This window comes from Streptomyces sp. NPDC041940, assembly GCF_055589465.1.
This window is the reverse complement of sequence record NZ_JBVJBP010000003.1, coordinates 217,728-238,044: the sequence shown is the minus strand read 5'-3', so window position 1 is coordinate 238,044 and position 20,317 is coordinate 217,728. Positions and strand designations below refer to the sequence as shown.

Sequence of the window (20,317 nt, the reverse complement as noted above, 5' to 3'; positions counted from 1 at the left end):
GGTAACCCGCATTTCGTCACAAACCTGGCATATCTTCAGCTTGTCGGTTCCAGTTGGGCATCCCGGCGTACGAGCGCCGCGTACCGCCCGTCCCGCTCCAGAAGTTCCTCGTGCGTGCCGCGTTCGACGGCGCGCCCCGAGTCGAGCACCACGATCTGGTCGGCATGCCGCACCGTGGACAGCCGGTGGGCGATGGTCAGCGTGGTGCGGTTGGCCGAGAGGGCGTCGATGGCCTCCTGGACGGCGGCCTCGGTCCGGGTGTCCAGGGCGCTGGTGGCCTCGTCGAGGATGAGGACCGGCGGGTCGCGCAGAATCGTGCGCGCGATGGCCAGACGCTGCTTCTCACCGCCGGAGAAGCGGTGGCCGCGCTCGCCGACGACGGTGTCGTAGCCGTCGGGCAGGGACGCGATGTGGTCGTGGATCTGCGCCGCCTTCGCCGCCCGGTACAGCTCCTCGTCGGTGGCGTCGGGCCTGGCGAAGCGCAGGTTGTCGGCGACCGAGGCGTGGAAGAGGTACGTCTCCTGCGAGACGACGCCGACCGCGCGCGCCAGGGTGTCGAAGTCGAGGTCGCGGACGTCGGCCCCGTCGAGGGTGACGCGGCCGCCGGTCACGTCGTAGAGCCGGGGCACCAGATAGCCGAGCGTGGACTTGCCGGCGCCGGTGGAGCCGACGAGGGCGAGGCTGCTCCCGGCCGGGACGGTGAGGTCGATGGCGTCGAGGACCGGGCCGCCCTTGTCGTCGTAGCCGAAGGAGACGTTCTCGAAGCGGACCTCGCCCTTGACCCGGTCGAGGCGGACCGGGTCCGCGCGCTCGGTGATGTCCACGGGCAGGTCGAGGTACTCGAAGATGCGCTGGAAGAGGGCGAGCGAGGTCTGGATCTGCACACCGGTCGACAGCAGGCTCACGGCCGGGCGGAACAGGCCCTGCTGGAGCGAGACGAACGCGACGATCGTGCCGATGGAGACCTGGGGGCCGCCCAGTTGGAGGGCCATGCCGGCGGTCCAGTAGATGACGGCGGGCAGGGCGGCCATCACGATCGTGATCACGGCCATGCGCCAGCGGCCGGCCATGTTCGACCGCACCTCGAGGTCGACGAGTTCCTCGGACTCGTCGGCGAAGGACTTCGTCAGCGAGTCGGAGCGGCCCATCGTGCGGCCGAGCAGGATGCCGCTGACGGAGAGCGACTCGGTGACGGTGGCGGCCATGGTGGCCATCTGCTTCTGGCGCTGGGTGGTGATCCTGCGGCGCTCCCTGCCGACGCGGCGGCTGATCCACACGAACACCGGGAGCAACAGCAGCGAGACGACGGTCAGGCGCCAGTCGAGGACGACCATCGCGACGATCGTCGCGACGACGCTGGTCAGGTTGGAGACCAGGGAGGTCGCGGTGGAGGTGACGGTGGCCTGCATACCGCCGATGTCGTTGGCGATGCGGGACTGCACCTCGCCCGTGCGCGTACGTGTGAAGAACGCGAGGGACATGCGCTGGAGCCGGCCGTAGACGGCGGTGCGCAGGTCGTGCATGACGCGCTGGCCGACCGTCGTCGAGATCAGGGTCTGCAGCACGCCGAAGACGCTGGTGAGGACGGCGCTGAGGATCATGCCGAGGGCGAGCAGGCTGAGCAGGCCGGTGCGCCCCTGGGGGATCGCGACGTCGAGGATCTCCTTCAGCATGAAGGGCGTGGCGACCGAGACGAGTGACGCGGCGCCGACCAGCAGGCCGACGATCGCGAGGCGGCCTCGGTAGGGCCGGAAGAGCCTGAGGATACGGCGGACCTGCCGGGGCTGTTCCTTCGAGCCGTCGGGTGGGGTCCAGGGGGTTTCGTGATCGGGAGGCATGGGCTCCTTCGAGAGCGGTACGGCACCGGCGGGCGCCGGGCGGGTCGGATCGTAGCTCATTGTTACCTATACTCACAATGAACTGCATCCTGATATTGTTCCCGCATGACCACGCCCGATCCCGACGGCCTGCTCGCCGAGCAGTTGCTGCGGCTCACCCGCCGGGTCCATCGCATCCAGAAGCGCCATCTGGAGCAGCGCGACCTCGGTATCACCCCCGCCCAGTCCCGGCTGCTGCGCACCCTCGCGCACTGGGGCTCGCCGCCGCGCATGGCCGATCTGGCCGAGCGCCTGGAGGTCGTGCCCCGGGCCGTGACGACGCTGGTCGACGCGCTGGAGGCGAGCGGAAAGGTACGGCGGGTCCCGGACCCGGCGAACCGACGGGTGATCCGCATCGAGCTCACGGACGACGGGCACGGCGCGCTGCGCGAGCTGCGGGCCGCGCGCAGATCGGCCGCGGAGGAGATCCTCGCCCCGCTGGCGGAGGATCAGCGTGCGGCCCTCGGGGGGCTGTTGGACACGCTGATCGACGGGGCGCCGGCACGGGGGTGCTGAGGGCTTCGCCGATCAGGCGGGGACGGGTCGGGTGACACCGAGGCCTGCGCCGATCAAGCGGGGACGGAGGCCGGCACGGCTCGCGAAACGGGCCGCGGCCGCCGCTCGTGCTGCTGGAGCGGTGGCCGCGGCCCGTTCGGCTCGGGTGGGTCAACCTACCTCGGGGGCGGGTTCCTTGGGTTTCTGGGTGGGGATGCCCGAGGCCGGGGCATCGGCCGCCGTCGGCTCGACCGCCGAGGCGTCGGCCCTGGCGCCCTTGTCACCATCGCCCTCGTCGTCCTCCGGCAGAGCCGCGTAGTCCCCGTCGAGCGTCTTCTTCGCCCGGTCGGCGTCCAGGGCGCCCTCCCAGCGGGACACCGCGAACACGGCGACGCAGTTGCCGAGCAGGTTCGTGACGACGCGCATCGAGTCCATGATGCGGTCCACGCCGAGCAGCAGGGCGACCGCTCCGGCCGGAATCGCACCCAGGGAGGAGGCGGTCGCGGACAGGGCGAGGAACGCCGAACCGGGGATGCCCGCCATGCCCTTGCTGGTCAGCATCAGCACCAGTACCACGGTGACCTGCTGACCGAGGGTCAGGTCCACGCCGACCGCCTGGGCGATGAACAGCGTGCCGATGGACAGGTAGAGCGAGGCGCCGTCGAGGTTGAAGGAGTAGCCCGTGGGCAGCACCAGGCCCACGGCGTCATCGCGCGCACCGGCCCGCCGCAGCTTCTGCATCACCCGCGGCATGACCGCCTCGGTGGACGCGGTACCGAGCGCGAGCAGCATCTCCTCGCGGATGTAGCGCAGGAACTTCCACAAGCTGAGCCCGGTCACCAGGCGCAGCGCGACGGCGAGCAGCACGATGAACAACGCCGCCGCCACATAGCAGAGCACGATGAGCTTGGCGTACGTCTTCATCACGCCCAGCCCGTAGTTGCCGACGAGGTGGGCCATCGCGCCGAACACCGCGATCGGCGCCAGTCGCATGACGAAGCCGACGACCGCGAAGATGACCTCCTGGGCCTGGTCGATCGCGGGCAGGATCTTCGGCACCTTGGTGTGCCCGAGGTGCAGCAGGGCGGCGCCCACCAGACAGGCCAGGATCAGGACCTGGAGCAGTTCGTTCTCGGCGAAGGCTCCGACGAAACTCTCGGGCAGCGCGTGGAGGAGGAACTCGGTCGTGGAGGGCAGCTGCCCGCCGCCGGTCGTCTTCTCCACGGCGGCCGCGTCCAGCGAGCCGGGGTCGACGTTCATGCCCTTGCCGGGCCCGACGAGGTTGGCGGCGAGGAGACCGATGACCAGGGCGACCGTGGAGGCGACCTCGAACCAGATCAGGGCCTTGACCCCGATCCGGCCGAAGGCCTTCAGGTCACCGGCCTTGGCGATGCCGACGACGACCACGCAGAACACCAGCGGCGAGATCACGGTCTTGATGAGGCGGGTGAAACCGTCGCCGAGCGGCTGGAGAGCCGTGGCCGTGTCCGGCCACAGCTTTCCGACGACGATTCCGAGAACGAGCGCGCAGAGAACCTGCGCGAAAAGTGAGGTACGCAGTGTGCGTGCGACACGTCGCGGCAGAGACGGTACGGACGGTGGCACGGGGCCTCCTTGGGGGGACGGGCTACACAGAGGCCGGAGGAGACTTCTGCGATACGGAAAATTGCTTCCGTAACCGAACACTCTGGAGGCTGTCTTGATCGCGCACAAGACCGCAATGTTTCGGACACGTAAAAGTGACTTAAGTGACGCATGTCACACTGACCACACCGCCCCCACTCAGCAGCGGTCGCGGTCTCCCGTGAGCACCCCCTGCACCGTGGTCAGGGTGCGGTCGTAGCAGCCGTGCGAGCCGTACAGCCGGTAGCGCTCGCTCGTGGTGCCGACCGCGTGCCGCTGGTCGCGGGGCACGTTCGCCGTGTACGTGGCGTCGCCCGTGTAGGAGTCGTCCAGGCGCGACCAGGCCGTGCGCCGGCCGCCCCGCGACTCGGCCGTCGTGGCGCGGTCGCCGAGGGTCAGCACGGTGCGCAGCCGGTCGCCCGCCCCGAGGGTGGTCGTGCCGTCCATCGAGTAGGTCCGGTGGGTGCGGGTGACGCGGGCCGGTCCGCGCCCGTCGATGGTCACCGACTCGTCGTCGGTCCAGACGGCATCGAGCCCGTCGCTCGTCTCGCCGTCGGTCCAGCGATGCTGGGAGGTGTGGGCGAGCGAGCGGCCGACGGTCGTCGTGACGCGGCCGTGCGAGGTGTCCACGTATCCGGCGACGGTCAGCCGGTGCGCGCCCTCGGTGTCCACCCGGTGCTCCGGACCGGGCGTGTAGGCCGAGGAGTCGGTGAGGTCGCCCTCCCGGTGCAGGGTGAGCTTCCCGGTGACGTGGGCGCGCCGCTCGTCCTGCCAGACGAGGACGTTCACGGGAGTGCTCCAGCCGGCCTGTCCCTCCGGCACACCGACGACCGAGACCTCGACGCGGTGCGGCCGGCCGTCGTTGAGGAGCCCGGCGAAGGGGGTGAGGTCGTAGGTGATCGGCTTGATGTCGAAGGCGCGCGGGCCCGGGGTCACGTACCAGAGAAACGGGTTGGACCAGCCGCCGGTCCACACGGTCGGGAACGGTGTGGCGATGCCCGCGAGCCGCCCGTCCACGCGGATCTGCACCTCCCGGTAGGGGCCCCGGCCGGCCTTGCAGGAGTACGGCGCGGGATCGGGCACCGAGAGGTACCAGTACTCCTCGCAGCCGCCGCCCGAACCGGTGGCGTACACCTCGGCGACGATGCGCTCGCTGTTGCGCGGGGTGGTGAGGGCCGAATCGCCGTCGAGGGTGAGGACCCGGTCGGGGCTCTTGCCGTCCGGGCGGCCCTCGTAGAACGTCAGCGTGACCTTGACGTCGAGGACGCCCGTGTAGGTGTCGTCGACGACGTTGCCGATGAGCATCTCGACGTCCTGGCGACCTCGGAAGGTGTCGCCGTAGCGCGTGACGTCCTTCTCCACGGACCACTCGATGCCGTCGGGCGAGGGCTGCGGCGTCGACGTACGGAAGATCTCCACCCCGCCGACGTGCAGATAGCCCAGCCGGTCGTACTGGCGCCCCTTGACCTTCCCGTCGAGCCGCAGCACGACCTTGCTCCAGCGGTCGCCGCAGTCGCCGGGCGGGGTGTACGTGCCCCGGTACGGGGTGAAGTCGCGGAACTGGGCCTGGGCGACGGTGACTTCACAGGACTTGCCCGCAGGACGCCCGACGGGCGGGGCGGCGGTGACCGGGTCGTGCCAGTCGGTGCCGAACTCGGCGGGGACGTCGGCTGCCCGGGCGGGACCGGTGCCGAGGAGGGTGCTCGCCAGGAGGGTCGCTCCGGCAAGCATGGACATGACTATCCGTCTCTTCATGGCCGGTGTTCTACGGGGAGTCCGCCGCCTCCGCAATGAGCAACCACCCGTCGAGGCAGCGCCGTTCCCACCCCTGTCGGCCGGTTCCCGTCGGTGGGAGACGCGAGCAGCGGAAAACCGGTTGCCTCCGACCACGCCGCGACGCGAACCTGTCACGGTTTGCTGCCATCGGCCGAACCCCCATCCCCCTGACACGAGCCACTGGGACGTCATGCAGATTCAAGACCTTCCCTACGCCGACCCCGGCGTACCGGACGCGCGTTCGGGTCCCCGATTCCTCTGGTGGCTCTTCCGGAATCAGCTGGGCGGACAGCTCAAGTCGCTGGCCTGGGGACTGCTGCACTTCGCCGCCGTCGCCGCGCTGCCATTCTGCGTCGGTGTCGCCGTACAGGCCGTCGTCGACCGCTCCGGCGCGCGTCTCGCCCTGGCGGGCGGCCTGCTGGCGCTGGCCTGCGTCGGCAACGCGGTCGGCGACACCATGCTGCACCGCACCGCCATCACCAACTGGATCACAGCCGCCGCCCGCGTCCAGCAGCTGCTCGCCCGCAAGGCCGCCCAGCTGGGCTCGGCGCTGACCCGGCGCGTCGCGGCCGGTGAGGTCGTCGCCGTGTCCACGGGCGACGTCGAGAAGATCGGCTGGTTCGTGGAGGCCTGGTCGCGGTTCACCGCGGCGCTGGTCACCATCGTGCTGGTCTGCGTGGGCCTGGTCGTCTACCAGCCCGCGCTCGGCGTGGTCGTGGCCGTCGGACTGCCCGTGCTGGCACTCGCCGTGCTGCCCCTGCTGCCCCGCGCCACCCGGCGGGCCGACACCCAGCGCGAGAAGGCCGGACGCGCCACCGAACTCGCCTCGGACACCGTCGCCGGGCTGCGCGTGCTGCGCGGCATCGGCGGCGAGGAACTGTTCCTCGACCGCTACCGCAGCGCCTCCCAGGAGGTCCGGCACGCGGCCGTGCGCAGCGCCCGGATGTGGTCCCTGATCTCCGCGATCCAGGTCCTGCTGCCCGGGCTGCTGCTCATCGCCGTCGTCTGGCACGGCGTGCAGCTGGCCCGCCAGGGCCGGATCACCGTCGGCGAACTGGTCACCGTCTACAGCTCGGTGATGGTCCTGACCTATCCGCTGCGGCACTTCGAGGAGATCGCCATGGCGTACTCCTTCTCACGGCCCTCGGCCAAGCGGGCCGCGGGCGTGCTGTCGCTGGAGCGCGCCACGGACACCGCCGGGTCCCGCGCCGCCGAGGCCCCCTCCGGGGACCTGTACGACCCGGAGACCGGGCTGCTCGCGTCCACCGGCCGGCTCACCGCCGTGGTGTGCGGCGACCCGGACGCGGCGGGCCGGCTGGCGGAACGGCTGGGCGGACACCCGTCGCAGGAGGGCACCGCGGTGCTGCTGGACGGTGTGCCGCTCGACGAACTCCCGCTGGACTCGGCCCGTACGGCCGTCCTCGTCCAGGACAAGGACCCGGTGCTGCTCTCCGGCTCGCTGCGCGAACTGCTCGACGTACCCGCGTCCGGGGCCGTGGAGCCGCGGAAGGCGCTGGCCGCCGCGCAGTGCGACGACGTACTGGCGGCGCTGGTGCAGGGCTCGCTGGACGCCGCCGACCCCATGGACGCCCGGATCACCGAACGCGGCCGGTCCCTGTCCGGCGGGCAGCGCCAGCGGCTCGCGCTCGCCCGGTCGCTGATCACGGACCCGGAGGTACTGGTCCTGGACGAGCCCACCTCGGCCGTCGACTCGCACACCGAGGCACGGATCGCCCAGGGCGTGCGGGAGCTGCGCGCGGGGCGCACGACCGTGGTGTTCACCTCCTCCCCGCTGCTGCTGGACCGCGCCGACCGGGTCGTGTTCCTGGACGACGGCGAGGTCGCCGCGGTCGGCGCCCACCGCGAGCTGGTGCGCACCGAGCCCCGCTACCGGGCGGTGGTCACACGCGAGACCGAGGACGAGGCCGCCCCGAACGGTGTGGCCGACCTGACCGACGTACTGGCGGAACTGGAAGAGATCGAGGAGAAGGCATGATCGGCGTGGCGCCACCGGCGTACGACCCGGCGGCCCCGACGACGGCGAACACCCTGCCGGTCGGCGCCCCCGCGACCGTCCGCGCCTACGCGGCCGAGCTGCTGCGCCGGCACCGCAGGGCGTTCCTGCTGCTCGTCACCGTCAACACGGTCGCCGTCATCGCCTCGATGGCCGGTCCGTGGCTGCTGGGCGGCCTCGTGGAACGGGTGTCCGACGGGGCGCGGGACCTGCGGCTGGAACTCACAGCGGGGCTGTTCGTGGCCGCGCTGGCCTTCCAGGCGGCGTTCGTCCGCCAGGTGCGGCTGCGCGGCGCGATGCTCGGTGAGCGGATGCTGGCGGACCTGCGCGAGGACTTCCTCGTACGGTCGGTCGGGCTGCCGCCGGGCGTGCTGGAGCGGGCCGGGACCGGGGATCTGCTGTCGCGGATCACCACGGACATCGACCGGCTGGGCAACGCCATGCGCGAGGCCGTGCCGCAGCTGTCGATCGGCGTGGTGTGGGTGGTGCTGCTGATGGGCGGGCTGGTGGTCACGGCGCCGCCACTGGCGCTCGCCGTGCTGCTCGCCCTGCCGCTGCTGGTGGCCGGCTGCCGCTGGTACTTCCGGCGGGCGCCGGCCGCCTACCGCTCGGAGTCCGCCGGGTACGCCGCGGTGGCCGCCGCGCTCGCCGAGACCGTGGACGCCGGCCGTACGGTCGAGGCGCACCGCCTCGGTGCCCGCCGGGTGGCCCTCTCCGAGCAGCGGATCAAGGAGTGGACGGCCTGGGAGCGCTACACGCTGTGGCTGCGGTCGGTGCTCTTCCCGGTCATCAACGTCACCCACGTGACCGTCCTCGCCTCGGTCCTGATGGTCGGCGGTGTGTTCGCCCTCCGGGGCTGGATCGACGTCGGCCAGCTCACGACGGGCGCGCTGATCGCCCAGATGCTCGTCGACCCGGTGGGCATGATCCTGCGCTGGTACGACGAGCTGCAGGTGGCCCAGGTGTCGCTGGCCCGGCTGGTCGGGGTCCGGGACATCGAACCGGAGGCCGGCGACTCCTCCGTGGCGCCCGAGGGACGCCAGGTACGGGCCGACCGGGTGCACTTCGGCTATCTGGAGGGCGTGGACGTCCTGCGCAAGGTGTCCCTGGAGGTCTCCCCCGGCACCCGGCTGGCCCTGGTCGGGCCCTCGGGGGCGGGCAAGTCGACGCTGGGCCGGCTGCTCGCCGGGATCTACGCGCCCCGGGACGGCCGGATCACCCTGGGCGACGCCGAGCTGTCCCGGATGCCGGCGGAACGCGTCCGCGCCCATGTCGCGCTGGTCAACCAGGAGCACCACGTGTTCGTCGGTTCCCTGCGCGACAACCTGCGCCTCGCCCGGACCGAGGCGGTCGAAGCCGAGCTCTGGGCGGCGCTGGGCGCGGTCGACGCGGACGGCTGGGCCCGGGCGCTCGACGACGGCCTGGACACCGAGGTCGGCTCCGGCGGCCTGGCGCTCACCCCGGCCCAGGCCCAGCAGATCGCCCTGGCCCGCCTGGTCCTCGCGGACCCGCACACCCTGGTCCTGGACGAGGCCACGTCCCTGCTCGACCCCCGGGCCGCCCGCAACCTGGAACGCTCCCTGGCCCGGGTCCTCGACGGCCGCACCGTCGTCGCCATCGCCCACCGCCTCCACACCGCCCACGACGCGGACGTCATCGCCGTCGTCGAGAACGGCCGGATCAGCGAGCTGGGCAGCCACGACGAGTTGGTGGCGGCGGAGGGGGCGTACGCGGCGCTGTGGAGGTCCTGGCACGGGTGACGCACCGCCCCGGCGGTACCTGAACCGACGGACCTCGACCGGCCGAGCCGGGCGGCCAGGACCGTGTGACCCAGGGCCGTCGGCGGCTCCGGCTGCTGCCCGCCAGACGGTGGGGCCCGGTGTCTGAGACAGGCCGGAAGCCTCAGGGCCTCGGCCGAGCCCCCGGCAGGGGTCCGTGGCGTTGCGCGGTGTCGAGGCCGGGTGGAAGGCTGGAAGGAGGCACCGGCTCGGGGAACGGGCCCGTCCCCACCCCCTGGAGGTACCCGTGAACAGGTCCGACGGTTGGGGAGACGATGTCTACCAACCGGATCAAGACGAGCAGCGAGAGGACACGGGGCTGCTCGACGCCGAGGACACCCTGGTGGACGACGGCGTCGACGATCCCCTGGACCGGGGCTGGTCACCTCCCGAGCGGCCCTGGGCCGTCGAGCACCTCGGTGTGACGGCGGCCGAGCGGCGCGCGGGCGAGACGCTGGACCAGCGGCTCGCCGAGGAGCTGCCGGATGCCGCCGCCCCGGACGGTGACGGTCTCGGGGACTGCCAGGGCACCGACGGGGAACTCCTGGACAACGAGGTCGGCGACGCCCGCTCCGGCCGGCTCGTGGCACCCGACGAGGGCGCGCACGAGGACGAGGAGAGCGCGCTGGTCGCCATGGACGTGGGCATCGACGGCGCGGCGGCGTCGGCCGAGGAGGCCGCCGTGCACGTCGTCGACGAGGACACCCTGTCCGGCTGAGGCAAGGAGCATCCATGCAGCAGGACAAGCACCCCGACTACCACCCGGTCGTCTTCCGCGACCGGACCGCCGGATACGCCTTCCTGACCCGGTCCACCGCGACCAGCGGCGAACGCATCGAGTGGGACGACGGCGAGACCTACCCGGTCGTGGACGTGGAGATCTCCTCGGAGAGCCACCCCTTCTACACCGGCAAGGCCCGCACGGTGGACTCGGAGGGCCGGGTCGCCCGGTTCGAGCGGCGGTACGGCGGCACCTGAGCCCCGTCATCCAGGCCCGGGGCGCGCCTTCCGGGCCCGGGGCGCGCTCAGATGACGTTGAGCGCCGCCGCGCAGCCCACCCCGCCGAGCAGCATGAACACCGGCATCAGCACCCTGAGCTCCACCCAGCTGCCCGCACGGAACCGCAGGGCCTTCGGCGGCCCGAGCGGGTACCAGCGCTTGCGCCCCACGGGTATGGGCCACAGGATCGGGCACCCGGACACGGTCAGCGCGTCCCCGATGTCGTGGACGATCGCCCCCAGCACTACCGGCAGCCCCAGCCACAGGTACTCCTGGCCCGGCGCCGCGAACAGCCAGTCCGCGCCGTTGCCCGACTTGTCCAGGACACCGGCGAGGATCCACGCCGTGGTCGCGGCCAGCAGCCACACCAGGACATCGCTGCTGGAGCCGCGCGCCGCCCGCCACAGCAGGCCCTCGATGGCCAGGACCAGGTGCACGAAGAGGATCGCCAGCACGCCCCAGCGGTCGCTGGTGATCGCCACGACCGAGGTGCCCGCACCGATCAGGACCGCCCACAGCCAGGTGTGCGTGAGCGTCCGGTGCCCCCCGGAGCGGCGCGGGTCGCCCTGCTTCTTCGTCGCCTTGTAGACCGCGTAGGACAGCTTGTCGACGATCTCGCACAGCCAGCGTGACAGGGGTCCGAAGGACCGGGAGATGGTGGCGGCCTTGTGGTCGAGGTCCGGGGCGAGCGCGGCACCGGCGCAGATCAGGGCACCCACGAGGAGGACCGGCCAGGGCATCGGATGCCCGGCCGCGGCGGCCGCCGCACCGACGCCGAGCCAGGCGGCGGCGCCCGACAGTGAGTGTGCTGGTCCCATCATGGCAGTTGCCCGCCCCATTCCTCGTGTGCCGCTGTCCAGTTGACCGGGTGCGCTGACGTGTCGTCGGCGACCCAGCGTAGCGTTCGTGATCTTCGGGCCCGCAGCCGATTCCCGCATCGGGCATCAGGCCAGGCAAGATGGGGGGCGTGACCCTCATCGATCAGCTGCCGCGGACCCCCGACCCCGACGCCTTGTACGAAGCCTTCGAGTCGTGGGCCGGCGAGCGGGGTCTCACGCTCTATCCCCACCAGGAGGAGGCGCTGATCGAGGTGGTCTCCGGCGCGAACGTGATCGTGTCGACGCCCACCGGTTCCGGCAAGAGCATGATCGCGGCGGGTGCGCACTTCGCCGCGCTGGCCCGCGACGAGGTCACCTTCTACACGGCTCCGATCAAGGCGCTGGTGTCGGAGAAGTTCTTCGAGCTGTGCAAGATCTTCGGCACGGAGAACGTCGGCATGCTGACCGGCGACGCGTCCGTGAACTCCGACGCCCCCGTCATCTGCTGCACCGCCGAGGTCCTGGCGTCGATCGCGCTGCGCGACGGCAAGGACGCGGACGTCGGCCAGGTCGTGATGGACGAGTTCCACTTCTACGCGGAGGGCGACCGCGGCTGGGCCTGGCAGATCCCGATCCTGGAACTGCCGCAGGCACAGTTCGTGCTGATGTCGGCGACGCTCGGCGACGTCTCCTTCTTCGAGAAGGACCTGACCCGCCGCACCGGCCGCCCGACCGCGGTGGTCCGCTCGGCGACCCGTCCGGTGCCGCTGTCCTACGAGTACCGCTACACCCCGATGACCGAGACGCTGACCGACCTGCTGGAGGCCCGGCAGGCACCCGTCTACATCGTGCACTTCACGCAGGCGCAGGCCGTGGAGCGGGCGCAGGCGCTGATGAGCATCAACATGTGCTCGCGCGCGGAGAAGGAGCAGATCGCCGAGCTGATCGGCAACTTCCGCTTCACCACCAAGTTCGGCCGCAACCTCTCCCGCTACGTCCGGCACGGCATCGGCGTCCACCACGCGGGCATGCTGCCCAAGTACCGCCGCCTGGTGGAGAAGCTCGCGCAGGCCGGTCTGCTGAAGGTCATCTGCGGCACGGACACGCTCGGCGTGGGCGTCAACGTCCCCATCCGCACCGTGCTGTTCACCGCCCTCACCAAGTACGACGGCACCCGCGTACGCACCCTGCGGGCCCGGGAGTTCCACCAGATCGCGGGCCGCGCCGGGCGCGCGGGTTTCGACACGGAGGGCTTCGTCGTCGCGCAGGCGCCCGAGCACGTCGTAGAGAACGAGAAGGCGCTCGCCAAGGCGGGCGATGATCCGAAGAAGCGCCGCAAGGTCGTCCGCAAGAAGGCTCCGGAGGGCTTCGTCGCCTGGTCGGAGCAGACCTTCGAGAAGCTCATCGGCTCCGAACCGGAGCCCCTGGCCTCCCGGTTCCGGGTGACGCACACGATGCTGCTGTCGGTGATCGCCCGCCCCGGCAACGCCTTCGAGGCGATGCGCCGCATGCTGGAGGACAACCACGAGCCGCGCAAGCAGCAGCTGCGGCACATCCGCCGGGCCATCGCGATCTACCGTTCGCTGCTGGACGGCGGCATCGTCGAGAAGCTCGACGAGCCGGACGCGACCGGCCGTGTCGTCCGCCTCACGGTCGATCTCCAGCAGGACTTCGCGCTCAACCAGCCGCTGTCCACCTTCGCGCTCGCCGCGTTCGAGCTGCTGGACCCCGAGTCCCCGTCGTACGCCCTCGACATGGTGTCCGTCGTGGAGTCGACGCTCGACGACCCGCGGCAGATCCTGGCCGCCCAGCAGAACAAGGCGCGCGGCGAGGCCGTCGCCTTGATGAAGGCGGACGGGGTCGAGTACGAGGAGCGCATGGAGCGCCTCCAGGACATCACGTACCCGAAGCCCCTGGAGGAGCTGCTCTTCCACGCGTACGACACCTACCGCAAGAGCCACCCGTGGGTCGGCGACCATCCGCTGTCGCCGAAGTCGGTCATCCGTGACATGTACGAACGGGCGATGTCCTTCACGGAGTTGGTGTCCCACTACGAGCTGGCGCGCACCGAGGGCATCGTGCTGCGCTATCTCGCCAGCGCCTTCAAGGCCCTGGACCACACCGTCCCGGACGACCTCAAGTCCGAGGATCTTCAAGACCTGATCGCGTGGCTGGGCGAGATGGTGCGCCAGGTCGACTCCAGCCTGCTGGACGAGTGGGAGCAGCTCGCCAACCCGGCGGAGATGACCGCCGAGGAGGCCCAGGAGAAGGCCGACGAGGTCAAGCCGGTCACCGCCAACGCCCGCGCCTTCCGGGTGCTGGTCCGCAACGCCATGTTCCGCCGGGTCGAGCTGGCCGCCCTCGACCAGGTCGAGGAGCTGGGCGAGATGGACGCGGACGCCGGCTGGGACGCCGACGCGTGGGGCGAGGCACTGGACAAGTACTTCGACGAGTACGAGGACCTCGGCACCGGCCCCGACGCCCGCGGCCCCAAGCTGCTGCTCATCGAGGAGGAGCCGGAGAACGCCCTGTGGCGGGTCCGGCAGATCTTCCACGACCCGAACGGCGACCACGACTGGGGCATCAGCGCGGAGGTCGACCTCACCGCCTCCGACGCGGAGGGCCGTGCCATCGTCCGCGTCACCGACGTCGGCCAGCTGTGAACGGCCGGACCGCAGCGAGCACAGGAGAATCCCACTCATGACGACGAACCCGGCCGAGAGACTCGTCGACCTGCTCGACCTGGAGCAGATCGAGGTCAACATCTTCCGCGGCCGCAGCCCGCAGGAGTCCCTCCAGCGGGTCTTCGGCGGCCAGGTGGCGGGCCAGGCCCTGGTCGCCGCCGGCCGCACCACGGAGGGCGACCGCCCCGTGCACTCGCTGCACGCGTACTTCCTGCGCCCGGGCATCCCGGGTGTGCCGATCGTCTACCAGGTCGAGCGGGTACGCGACGGGCGTTCGTTCACCACCCGCCGGGTCACGGCCGTGCAGCAGGGCCGCACGATATTCAATCTCACCGCCTCCTTCCACAAGCCGGAAGACGGCAGCTTCGAGCACCAGCTGCCGCCGGCCCGCAAGGTCCCGGACCCGGAGTCGCTGCCCACGGTCACGGACGAGATCCGGGAGCACCTGGGCGCGCTGCCCGAGCAGCTGGAGCGGATGGCCCGCCGCCAGCCCTTCGACATCCGCTACGTGGACCGGCTGCGCTGGAGCGCCGAGGAGGTCGAGGACTCCGAGCCGCGCAGCGCGGTGTGGATGCGCGCGGTCGGACCGCTGGGCGACGACCCGCTGGTCCACACCTGCGCCCTCACCTACGCCAGCGACATGACCCTCCTGGACGCCGTCCGCATCCCGGTCGAGCCGCTGTGGGGGCCGCGGGGCTTCGACATGGCGTCCCTGGACCACGCGATGTGGTTCCACCGCCCGTTCCGCGCCGACGACTGGCTGCTGTACGACCAGGAGTCGCCGATCGCGGTCGGCGGCCGTGGTCTGGCCCGGGGCCGGATCTACGACCGTGAGGGCCGGCTGGTCGTCTCGGTCGTGCAGGAAGGTCTCTTCCGCAAGCTGGACTGATCGGTCCGCGGGCTGGACCGGCCCGGGGTTCCGCCGCTCGGGACACGCGCGCTTCGGCACTCCGTTCGCGCCCGTGTCCCGATCCGGTGACCATGGCAGGAGGAGGCACCGCCGGCGTCACACGCCCGCCGATCCGGGAGGTGGCCACGCTGCACACCGTGCTCCCCGTCCTCTTCGCGATCTGCGCGGCCTTCAGCAATGCCGTCGCGACGGTGCTGCAGCGCAAGGCCGCGCTCACCGTGCCGCGCTCCGAGGGCTTCCGGGCCGGGCTGATCCTCGATCTGCTGCGACGGCGCGTCTGGCTGGCCGGCATCCTCGCGGTGATCGCGGCCGCCGTCTGCCAGGCGCTGGCGCTGGCGACCGGGCCACTGACGATCGTGCAGCCGCTGTTCGTGCTGGAACTTCCGCTCACCCTCGTCGTCGCCTCCCTGCTGATGCACCGGCATCTGCCGGGCGCGGGCTGGCTGGCCGTGACGGTGGTGGTGGCAGGGCTGGCGGTGGCGCTCGCCGCCGCGTCCCCCACGGGCAATCGCACCCATGTGGAGCTGGACCGCTGGATCCCCGCGCTCGCCGTGTGCGCGGGAGCGGTCGTCGCCCTCGCCCTGGCCGCCCTCAAGCGTCCGGAGGGCCGCGCCCGGGCGGCCTGCCTGGGTGCCGCGACGGCGATCAGCTACGCGGTGACCGCGGCCCTGATGAAGGCCGCCATGCACATCCTCGACGAGCAGGGACTCGTGGGCTTCTTCACCGCGTGGCAGACGTACGCCTTCGCCGTGACCGGCGTGTGCGCCCTGTTCCTGCTGGAGAACGCCATGCAGGCCGGCCCGCTGGTCGCCTCGCAGCCCGCGCTCACCCTCGGCGACGCGCTGGTGAGCCTCACCCTCGGCATCCTCCTGTACGAGGAGACGATCCGCTCCGGGTGGTGGCTGCTGCCCCAGCTGTTCGGCGTCGCACTGATCGCCGCGGGGGTGTTCGCCCTGGCGCGGATCCCGCTCACCCAGTCGCTGGTGGCGCCGGGCGAGGAACGTCAGACGGCGGGAGCACCCTGAAGACGGCGGGAGCACCCTGAGCCGAGGAGGTCACGATGGAGCGTCTCAGCGAGCGGGTGGCGATCGTCACCGGCGGTGCCGGAGGCATAGGGGCCGCGGTGGCACGCGCGCTCGCGGCCGAGGGCGCCTCCGTGGTGGTCGCCGACATCCGGGACACCGAAGGGGCTGCCCTGGCGGCCGAGCTCGGCGGCCCGGCCCGCTACCTGCATCTGGACGTCACCGCCGAGGACGACTGGCAGCGGGCCCTGGCCGAGACGGAGCGGGACCTCGGCCCGGTCTCGGTCCTGGTCAACATCGCGGGGGTCATCGACTGGGGCCCGATGGAGGAACAGAGCCCCGCGTCGTTCCGCCGGGTCGTCGACGTCAACCTCACGGGTGCCTGGCTGGGCATGCGCGCGGCGGCACCGTCGCTGCGCCGGGCCGGGGGCGGCGTGATCGTGAACATGTCCTCCCTCGCCGGGCTGACCGCCTACGCCGGTGTCGGGGCGTACGCGGCCAGCAAGTGGGGCTTGCGGGGCCTGACGAAGGTCGCCGCGCTGGAACTCGCGCCCGACCGGGTCCGGGTCTGCTCGGTCCACCCCGGCGCCATCCGCACCCGGATGACGGCCGGCTTCGGCGACGCGTACACCGCGGGGCAGCCCGTCCCCCGGTTCGGCGAGCCCGAGGAGGTCGCCCGCATGGTGCTCTTCATCGTCACCGAGGCGACCTTCTCGACGGGCTGCGAGTTCATCGTGGACGGCGGCATCCTCGCCGGGGCGCCGGCCGTTCTGACTCCTGACGACTGACCGGTCAGGTTTCCTGGAGCACGGACAGCACATTCCCCGCGGGGTCGGTGAACCAGGCGATCAGCGGGCCGCCGCCGCGGAAGATGCCCTTGTCGTCCGACTTGAGGTGGTCGTAGTGCTCGAAACGCACGCCTCTCTTCGCCAGCTCGTCGACCGCGGCCTCGATGTCGTCGACGGGGAAGTTGAGGATGGTGAACGTCGCCGGGGTGTGGTCCTCCTTGGGATAGACCAGGGTGTCCCGGTCACCCGCGATGTGCAGGAACAGCAGGCCGTTCTCCTCGGACACCCGGAGTCCGAGCGTCTCGCCGTAGAACGTCCTGGCCGCGTCGATGTCGTTCACCGAGAACCCGCTGAACGCCTTCGTCTCACTGAACATGATCGCCTCCTGGAAAATGGTCTCCTCGGAATTCCGACCGGGACGCATCCGGAAACTCATCGGAAACTCGTCCCTTTTCACCCTGAGCGTCGCCGGCCTCTGCGATGCAGCCATCCCAGGAGGCCGTGTGAGGGGGCGCGGTCCGGGGTCTCGGGCCGGTCTCCAGCCGGAACCGGGGGTGGCGCGGTCGGCGCTGCCGGTGGCGTCGGGGCCGCTTCCGGGGCGGGAAGCGGTGCCGGGTGCTGCCTCCGCGCTGTCTCCATCGTGTGGGCAAGGTCCGCTCGGAACCAGGCCACTTCGTCCGACTCGCTCACGGTCATGAGCGTCTCGGCCCGTTCGGCGGCGGGTGAACCGGGGGTGCCGTACGCCGGGAGGCGAGGACGGAGGCGGTTCAGGTGGGCGCGCTCGTAGGGGTCCGCCACGACTTCCGCCACGTCGGCGGGGTCGAGGAGACAGGCGACGGCTGCCGCGCGAGCCCAGGCGTCGTCCCCCGCCTCCCGCGTCAGGAATCCGATGTGGCGTCCCCGCCAGTTGCGAGGCCGCCGGTCCAGCCCGTCCTTCTGCCCTTCCCGGATCTGTGCGGGTGTGCGCCCCTTCAGCAGTCGGGCGTTGCTCTCCTCCGCCGCGAACTGCCGTAGTTCCTCGGCCAGATACAGCCAGACGACCGCCCGATAGCGGTTCAGATAGAACTTCACCGGCACGAGCAGGCCGAAGCGGGCGAGACTGGTGAATCTGGCGGGAGTCACCCCGAGGAGCCCGGCGCCCTCATGGGTGCCGGCGGTCGCGACCCGCTCGCGCAGTTCGTCCGGGAAGCCGTCCCCGGCGCGCAGCCGGTCGATCTCGGCGCGGGCGACGCGCAGCCCTCCGCCGCCTTCGTCGGGAACGGTCCGGATGAGCCCGAGATTCACCGCGAGGTCGAACTCACCGCGCCTGAGGTCGAGTTCCCGGGCGGCCCGGCTCGGGGCGCAGGTGAGGCGGTCGGATTTCGCGATGGTGCCTGACATGGTCGGTCTCCCCCGTGGAGTCGGCGGCTCACGCCGTGTGCGGTCGCCGTGAGAGAACCGTAACCGCTCCGGCACGTTGCGTGACGAGCCTGTGGATAACTCCGCGGAGGAGGGCGAATCCGCAGGTCAGGCTTCTGTGGTCGGCTTCCGTTCCGGCTGGCGGGCATCCACGTCGAGATGCTCGCCGACCCGGTTGACCAGAAGTGTCATCTCGTACGCGATCTGGCCTATGTCGGCCTCGGCACCGCTGAGGACGCACAGACAGCTGCCCGTGCCGGCCGCGGTGACGAAGAGCACCGCGTCGTCGAACTCGATCATCGTCTGGCGTACGCTGCCCGCGCCGAAGTGCCGCCCCGAGCCCTTGGCCAGGCTGTGCAACCCGGACGACACGGCCGCGAGGTGCTCCGCGTCCTCGCGGCGCAGTCCCGTGCTCGCCCCGGTCACCAAGCCGTCGTTGGACAGGACCAGTGCGTGCCGCACCTGGTGGACGCGCTCGGTCAGGTCGTCCAGCAGCCAGTCGAGTCCCTGGTTCTGCGCCATGTTCCGATCTCCCCGTTTTCTCCCCGTGCGATTCTCCCCCTGGCCGGAGGATCTCCACGCCAGCCTTCCCCACGACCGCTGCCGGGGCAAGGAGGATGGGAGCCATGGCAGAGAAGATGACCGATGCGCAATGGCGGGAGTTCGTTTCCTACGGCACCCGCACCGCGAAGCTCTCCACCGTCAGGGCCGACGGGAGTCCGCACGTGGCCCCGATCTGGTTCCTGCTGGACGGGGACGAGGTGGTGTTCAACACCGGCGAGAACACCGTGAAAGGGCGCAATCTCGCCCGTGACGGCCGGGTCGCCCTGTGTGTGGACGACGACCGGCCGCCCTTCTCCTTCGTGGTGGTCCAGGGCCGTGCCCGACTGGTGAGCGACCTCGACGAGGTGCGGCACTGGGCGACGCGGATCGGCGCCCGGTACATGGGCGAGGACCGCGCCGAGGAGTTCGGCGTGCGCAACGGCGTCCCGGGCGAGCTGCTCGTCCGTGTCGCCGTCGACCGGGTCCTGGCGGAGCGGGACATCGCGGACTGACCGCGGGGCGAGTCCGGGTCTGCGCTCAGCGGACCGAGTCGAGGAGCCGGGCGGTGTGCATCCGCCCGGCGTACTCGACGAGCCTGATCAGCACCTCCTTCCCCGAGTCGCGGTCCCGGGCGTCGCACAGCACCACGGGCGTCCCCCGGTCGAGGTCGAGGGCGCGCGAGACATCCGGGGCGCCGTGCTGCCGGGCCCCCGCGAAGCAGTTGACGGCCACCACGAACGGGATGCGCCGGTGCTCGAAGTAGTCGACCGCCGGGAAGCAGTCCTCCAGACGGCGGGTGTCCGCGAGCACCACCGCGCCGAGCGCCCCTTGTGACAACTCGTCCCACAGGAACCAGAACCGGTCCTGGCCCGGCGTGCCGAACAGGTACAGGGCGAGGCCGGACCGGATGGTGATGCGCCCGAAGTCCATGGCGACGGTCGTGGTGGTCTTGTGGTCCACGCCGCCGGTGTCGTCCACCGACTGCCCCGCTTCGCTGAGCAGTTCCTCGGTGCGCAGCGGCCGGATCTCGCTGACGGCGCCCACCAGCGTGGTCTTGCCCACGCCGAAGCCGCCGGCGACCAGGATCTTCAACGCCAGTGCGCCGGTGTCGCCGCCTGAGGCGTCGGAGTGCTCGGAGACCATAGGTCACTTCTCTCGTGTCGGGTGGGGTGTGCGGTCATCTACAGCGCCCTCAGTCCCGCGATCACCTCGCGCAGGATCCGTTCGTCGGGCAGTTGGGCCGGCGGTACGGGGCGGCTGACGGTGACGCAGCCGAGTTCCAGGAGGTCACCGAGGAGGACCCTGATCACGCCCACGGGCAGATCCGCTCCGGCGGCGAGTTCGGCAACCGACTGGGTCTCCGGGCGGCACAGGTCGAGGAGGGTCCGGTGTTCCGGGCCGAGCGGGGCGTCGTCCACGCCGGGCGCGCCGGGATCCAGCGTGACCAGGGCGATCAGGTCGAACCGCACGCCGGTGGGGCCGGGCCGGGTGCGTCCGCCCGTCATGGCGTAGGGGCGGACGAGCGGGCCGGCCTCGTGGTCGTACCACTGGCTGCCCTGCTCGCTCAGGGTGCCCGTCATGTCCTCGGTCAT

Annotated in this window: 19 protein-coding genes; 10 read left to right on the top strand and 9 right to left on the bottom strand. The window is 71.4% G+C overall.

The window, feature by feature from the left end; genetic code table 11:
• Positions 1 to 35: 35 nt before the first annotated feature.
• On the bottom strand, positions 36 to 1,838 hold the full coding sequence (locus tag ACZ6I3_RS08385; RefSeq protein WP_469412823.1) for an ABC transporter ATP-binding protein: 1,803 nt from the start codon (positions 1,836 to 1,838) through the stop codon (positions 36 to 38).
• A 105-nt stretch (positions 1,839 to 1,943) separates the two neighbouring features.
• Between ACZ6I3_RS08385 and ACZ6I3_RS08380 the strand changes: the two genes are divergently transcribed.
• Complete coding sequence (locus tag ACZ6I3_RS08380; protein WP_469412821.1) at positions 1,944 to 2,393, top strand: MarR family winged helix-turn-helix transcriptional regulator; 450 nt, start codon at positions 1,944 to 1,946, stop codon at positions 2,391 to 2,393.
• A 150-nt stretch (positions 2,394 to 2,543) separates the two neighbouring features.
• On the opposite strand, the gene ACZ6I3_RS08375 is transcribed toward ACZ6I3_RS08380, so the two are convergent.
• Positions 2,544 to 3,977, bottom strand: coding sequence for a cation:dicarboxylate symporter family transporter (locus tag ACZ6I3_RS08375; protein WP_469412819.1), 1,434 nt, complete (start codon positions 3,975 to 3,977; stop codon positions 2,544 to 2,546).
• Between the two features lie 177 nt (positions 3,978 to 4,154).
• Complete coding sequence (locus ACZ6I3_RS08370) at positions 4,155 to 5,750, bottom strand: peptide-N4-asparagine amidase (RefSeq protein ID WP_469412818.1); 1,596 nt, start codon at positions 5,748 to 5,750, stop codon at positions 4,155 to 4,157.
• A gap of 211 nt (positions 5,751 to 5,961) precedes the next feature.
• On the opposite strand from ACZ6I3_RS08370, the gene ACZ6I3_RS08365 reads away from it, so the two are divergent.
• The 4 genes from ACZ6I3_RS08365 (at position 5,962) to ACZ6I3_RS08350 (ending at position 10,541) form a co-directional block, all read left to right on the top strand.
• Positions 5,962 to 7,767, top strand: a complete 1,806-nt coding sequence (locus ACZ6I3_RS08365) for an ABC transporter ATP-binding protein (RefSeq protein WP_469412816.1) — start codon at positions 5,962 to 5,964, stop codon at positions 7,765 to 7,767.
• Complete coding sequence (locus ACZ6I3_RS08360) at positions 7,764 to 9,545, top strand: ABC transporter ATP-binding protein (protein ID WP_469412815.1); 1,782 nt, start codon at positions 7,764 to 7,766, stop codon at positions 9,543 to 9,545. The genes ACZ6I3_RS08365 and ACZ6I3_RS08360 overlap by 4 nt, the downstream gene beginning before the upstream one ends.
• Positions 9,546 to 9,810: 265 nt before the next feature.
• On the top strand, positions 9,811 to 10,281 hold the full coding sequence (locus tag ACZ6I3_RS08355) for a DUF5709 domain-containing protein (protein WP_193482264.1): 471 nt from the start codon (positions 9,811 to 9,813) through the stop codon (positions 10,279 to 10,281).
• 14 nt (positions 10,282 to 10,295) lie between these two features.
• Positions 10,296 to 10,541: a type B 50S ribosomal protein L31 gene (locus ACZ6I3_RS08350; protein ID WP_376384044.1), complete on the top strand. Its 246-nt coding sequence runs from the start codon at positions 10,296 to 10,298 to the stop codon at positions 10,539 to 10,541.
• Between the two features lie 47 nt (positions 10,542 to 10,588).
• Here ACZ6I3_RS08350 and ACZ6I3_RS08345 read toward each other — a convergent pair whose 3' ends face one another.
• Complete coding sequence (locus ACZ6I3_RS08345; RefSeq protein WP_469412813.1) at positions 10,589 to 11,383, bottom strand: metal-dependent hydrolase; 795 nt, start codon at positions 11,381 to 11,383, stop codon at positions 10,589 to 10,591.
• A gap of 146 nt (positions 11,384 to 11,529) precedes the next feature.
• Here ACZ6I3_RS08345 and ACZ6I3_RS08340 point away from each other — a divergent pair, with 146 nt between their 5' ends.
• The 4 genes from ACZ6I3_RS08340 (at position 11,530) to ACZ6I3_RS08325 (ending at position 16,784) form a co-directional block, all read left to right on the top strand.
• Positions 11,530 to 14,043: a DEAD/DEAH box helicase gene (locus tag ACZ6I3_RS08340; RefSeq protein ID WP_469412811.1), complete on the top strand. Its 2,514-nt coding sequence runs from the start codon at positions 11,530 to 11,532 to the stop codon at positions 14,041 to 14,043.
• 37 nt (positions 14,044 to 14,080) lie between these two features.
• Positions 14,081 to 14,953 carry an acyl-CoA thioesterase gene (locus ACZ6I3_RS08335; protein WP_382824798.1) on the top strand — a complete coding sequence of 291 codons (873 nt, stop codon included), beginning with the start codon at positions 14,081 to 14,083 and terminating at the stop codon, positions 14,951 to 14,953.
• A 92-nt stretch (positions 14,954 to 15,045) separates the two neighbouring features.
• The gene (locus tag ACZ6I3_RS08330) at positions 15,046 to 15,999 is read left to right on the top strand and encodes a DMT family transporter (protein WP_469412809.1); all 954 of its coding nucleotides are present in this window, start codon (positions 15,046 to 15,048) and stop codon (positions 15,997 to 15,999) included.
• A 35-nt stretch (positions 16,000 to 16,034) separates the two neighbouring features.
• A complete protein-coding gene (locus ACZ6I3_RS08325) occupies positions 16,035 to 16,784 on the top strand; it encodes an SDR family oxidoreductase (RefSeq protein WP_469412808.1) in 750 nt (249 codons plus the stop codon).
• Between the two features lie 4 nt (positions 16,785 to 16,788).
• On the opposite strand, the gene ACZ6I3_RS08320 is transcribed toward ACZ6I3_RS08325, so the two are convergent.
• The 3 genes from ACZ6I3_RS08320 to ACZ6I3_RS08310 all read right to left on the bottom strand — a co-directional run bounded on the left by ACZ6I3_RS08320 (position 16,789) and on the right by ACZ6I3_RS08310 (position 18,704).
• Complete coding sequence (locus ACZ6I3_RS08320; RefSeq protein ID WP_469412807.1) at positions 16,789 to 17,160, bottom strand: VOC family protein; 372 nt, start codon at positions 17,158 to 17,160, stop codon at positions 16,789 to 16,791.
• Positions 17,161 to 17,237: 77 nt separating this feature from the next.
• Complete coding sequence (locus ACZ6I3_RS08315; RefSeq protein WP_469412805.1) at positions 17,238 to 18,164, bottom strand: DUF6397 family protein; 927 nt, start codon at positions 18,162 to 18,164, stop codon at positions 17,238 to 17,240.
• A gap of 126 nt (positions 18,165 to 18,290) precedes the next feature.
• Complete coding sequence (locus ACZ6I3_RS08310) at positions 18,291 to 18,704, bottom strand: roadblock/LC7 domain-containing protein (protein ID WP_468188710.1); 414 nt, start codon at positions 18,702 to 18,704, stop codon at positions 18,291 to 18,293.
• Between the two features lie 104 nt (positions 18,705 to 18,808).
• Here ACZ6I3_RS08310 and ACZ6I3_RS08305 point away from each other — a divergent pair, with 104 nt between their 5' ends.
• Positions 18,809 to 19,237 (top strand): PPOX class F420-dependent oxidoreductase, encoded by a 429-nt coding sequence (locus ACZ6I3_RS08305; RefSeq protein ID WP_469412803.1) that lies wholly within the window; start codon positions 18,809 to 18,811, stop codon positions 19,235 to 19,237.
• Positions 19,238 to 19,262: 25 nt separating this feature from the next.
• Here the strand turns inward: ACZ6I3_RS08305 and ACZ6I3_RS08300 are convergent, their stop codons facing one another.
• Together ACZ6I3_RS08300 and ACZ6I3_RS08295 are read right to left on the bottom strand one after the other, a co-directional pair.
• Positions 19,263 to 19,868 carry a GTP-binding protein gene (locus tag ACZ6I3_RS08300; protein ID WP_469412802.1) on the bottom strand — a complete coding sequence of 202 codons (606 nt, stop codon included), beginning with the start codon at positions 19,866 to 19,868 and terminating at the stop codon, positions 19,263 to 19,265.
• 38 nt (positions 19,869 to 19,906) lie between these two features.
• Positions 19,907 to 20,317: a DUF742 domain-containing protein gene (locus tag ACZ6I3_RS08295; protein WP_469412801.1), complete on the bottom strand. Its 411-nt coding sequence runs from the start codon at positions 20,315 to 20,317 to the stop codon at positions 19,907 to 19,909.

Excerpts from the sequence above, each read along its gene's own strand:
- ACZ6I3_RS08385 (WP_469412823.1), bottom strand. The coding sequence starts at position 1,838 with ATGCCTCCCGATCACGAAACCCCCTGGACCCCACCCGACGGCTCGAAG.
- ACZ6I3_RS08380 (WP_469412821.1), top strand. The coding sequence starts at position 1,944 with ATGACCACGCCCGATCCCGACGGCCTGCTCGCCGAGCAGTTGCTGCGG.
- ACZ6I3_RS08370 (WP_469412818.1), bottom strand. The coding sequence starts at position 5,750 with ATGAAGAGACGGATAGTCATGTCCATGCTTGCCGGAGCGACCCTCCTG.
- ACZ6I3_RS08365 (WP_469412816.1), top strand. The coding sequence starts at position 5,962 with ATGCAGATTCAAGACCTTCCCTACGCCGACCCCGGCGTACCGGACGCG.
- ACZ6I3_RS08360 (WP_469412815.1), top strand. The coding sequence starts at position 7,764 with ATGATCGGCGTGGCGCCACCGGCGTACGACCCGGCGGCCCCGACGACG.
- ACZ6I3_RS08350 (WP_376384044.1), top strand. The coding sequence starts at position 10,296 with ATGCAGCAGGACAAGCACCCCGACTACCACCCGGTCGTCTTCCGCGAC.
- ACZ6I3_RS08345 (WP_469412813.1), bottom strand. The coding sequence starts at position 11,383 with ATGATGGGACCAGCACACTCACTGTCGGGCGCCGCCGCCTGGCTCGGC.
- ACZ6I3_RS08335 (WP_382824798.1), top strand. The coding sequence starts at position 14,081 with ATGACGACGAACCCGGCCGAGAGACTCGTCGACCTGCTCGACCTGGAG.
- ACZ6I3_RS08330 (WP_469412809.1), top strand. The coding sequence starts at position 15,046 with ATGGCAGGAGGAGGCACCGCCGGCGTCACACGCCCGCCGATCCGGGAG.
- ACZ6I3_RS08325 (WP_469412808.1), top strand. The coding sequence starts at position 16,035 with ATGGAGCGTCTCAGCGAGCGGGTGGCGATCGTCACCGGCGGTGCCGGA.
- ACZ6I3_RS08320 (WP_469412807.1), bottom strand. The coding sequence starts at position 17,160 with ATGTTCAGTGAGACGAAGGCGTTCAGCGGGTTCTCGGTGAACGACATC.
- ACZ6I3_RS08315 (WP_469412805.1), bottom strand. The coding sequence starts at position 18,164 with ATGTCAGGCACCATCGCGAAATCCGACCGCCTCACCTGCGCCCCGAGC.
- ACZ6I3_RS08310 (WP_468188710.1), bottom strand. The coding sequence starts at position 18,704 with ATGGCGCAGAACCAGGGACTCGACTGGCTGCTGGACGACCTGACCGAG.
- ACZ6I3_RS08305 (WP_469412803.1), top strand. The coding sequence starts at position 18,809 with ATGGCAGAGAAGATGACCGATGCGCAATGGCGGGAGTTCGTTTCCTAC.
- ACZ6I3_RS08300 (WP_469412802.1), bottom strand. The coding sequence starts at position 19,868 with ATGGTCTCCGAGCACTCCGACGCCTCAGGCGGCGACACCGGCGCACTG.
- ACZ6I3_RS08295 (WP_469412801.1), bottom strand. The coding sequence starts at position 20,317 with ATGACCGAGGACATGACGGGCACCCTGAGCGAGCAGGGCAGCCAGTGG.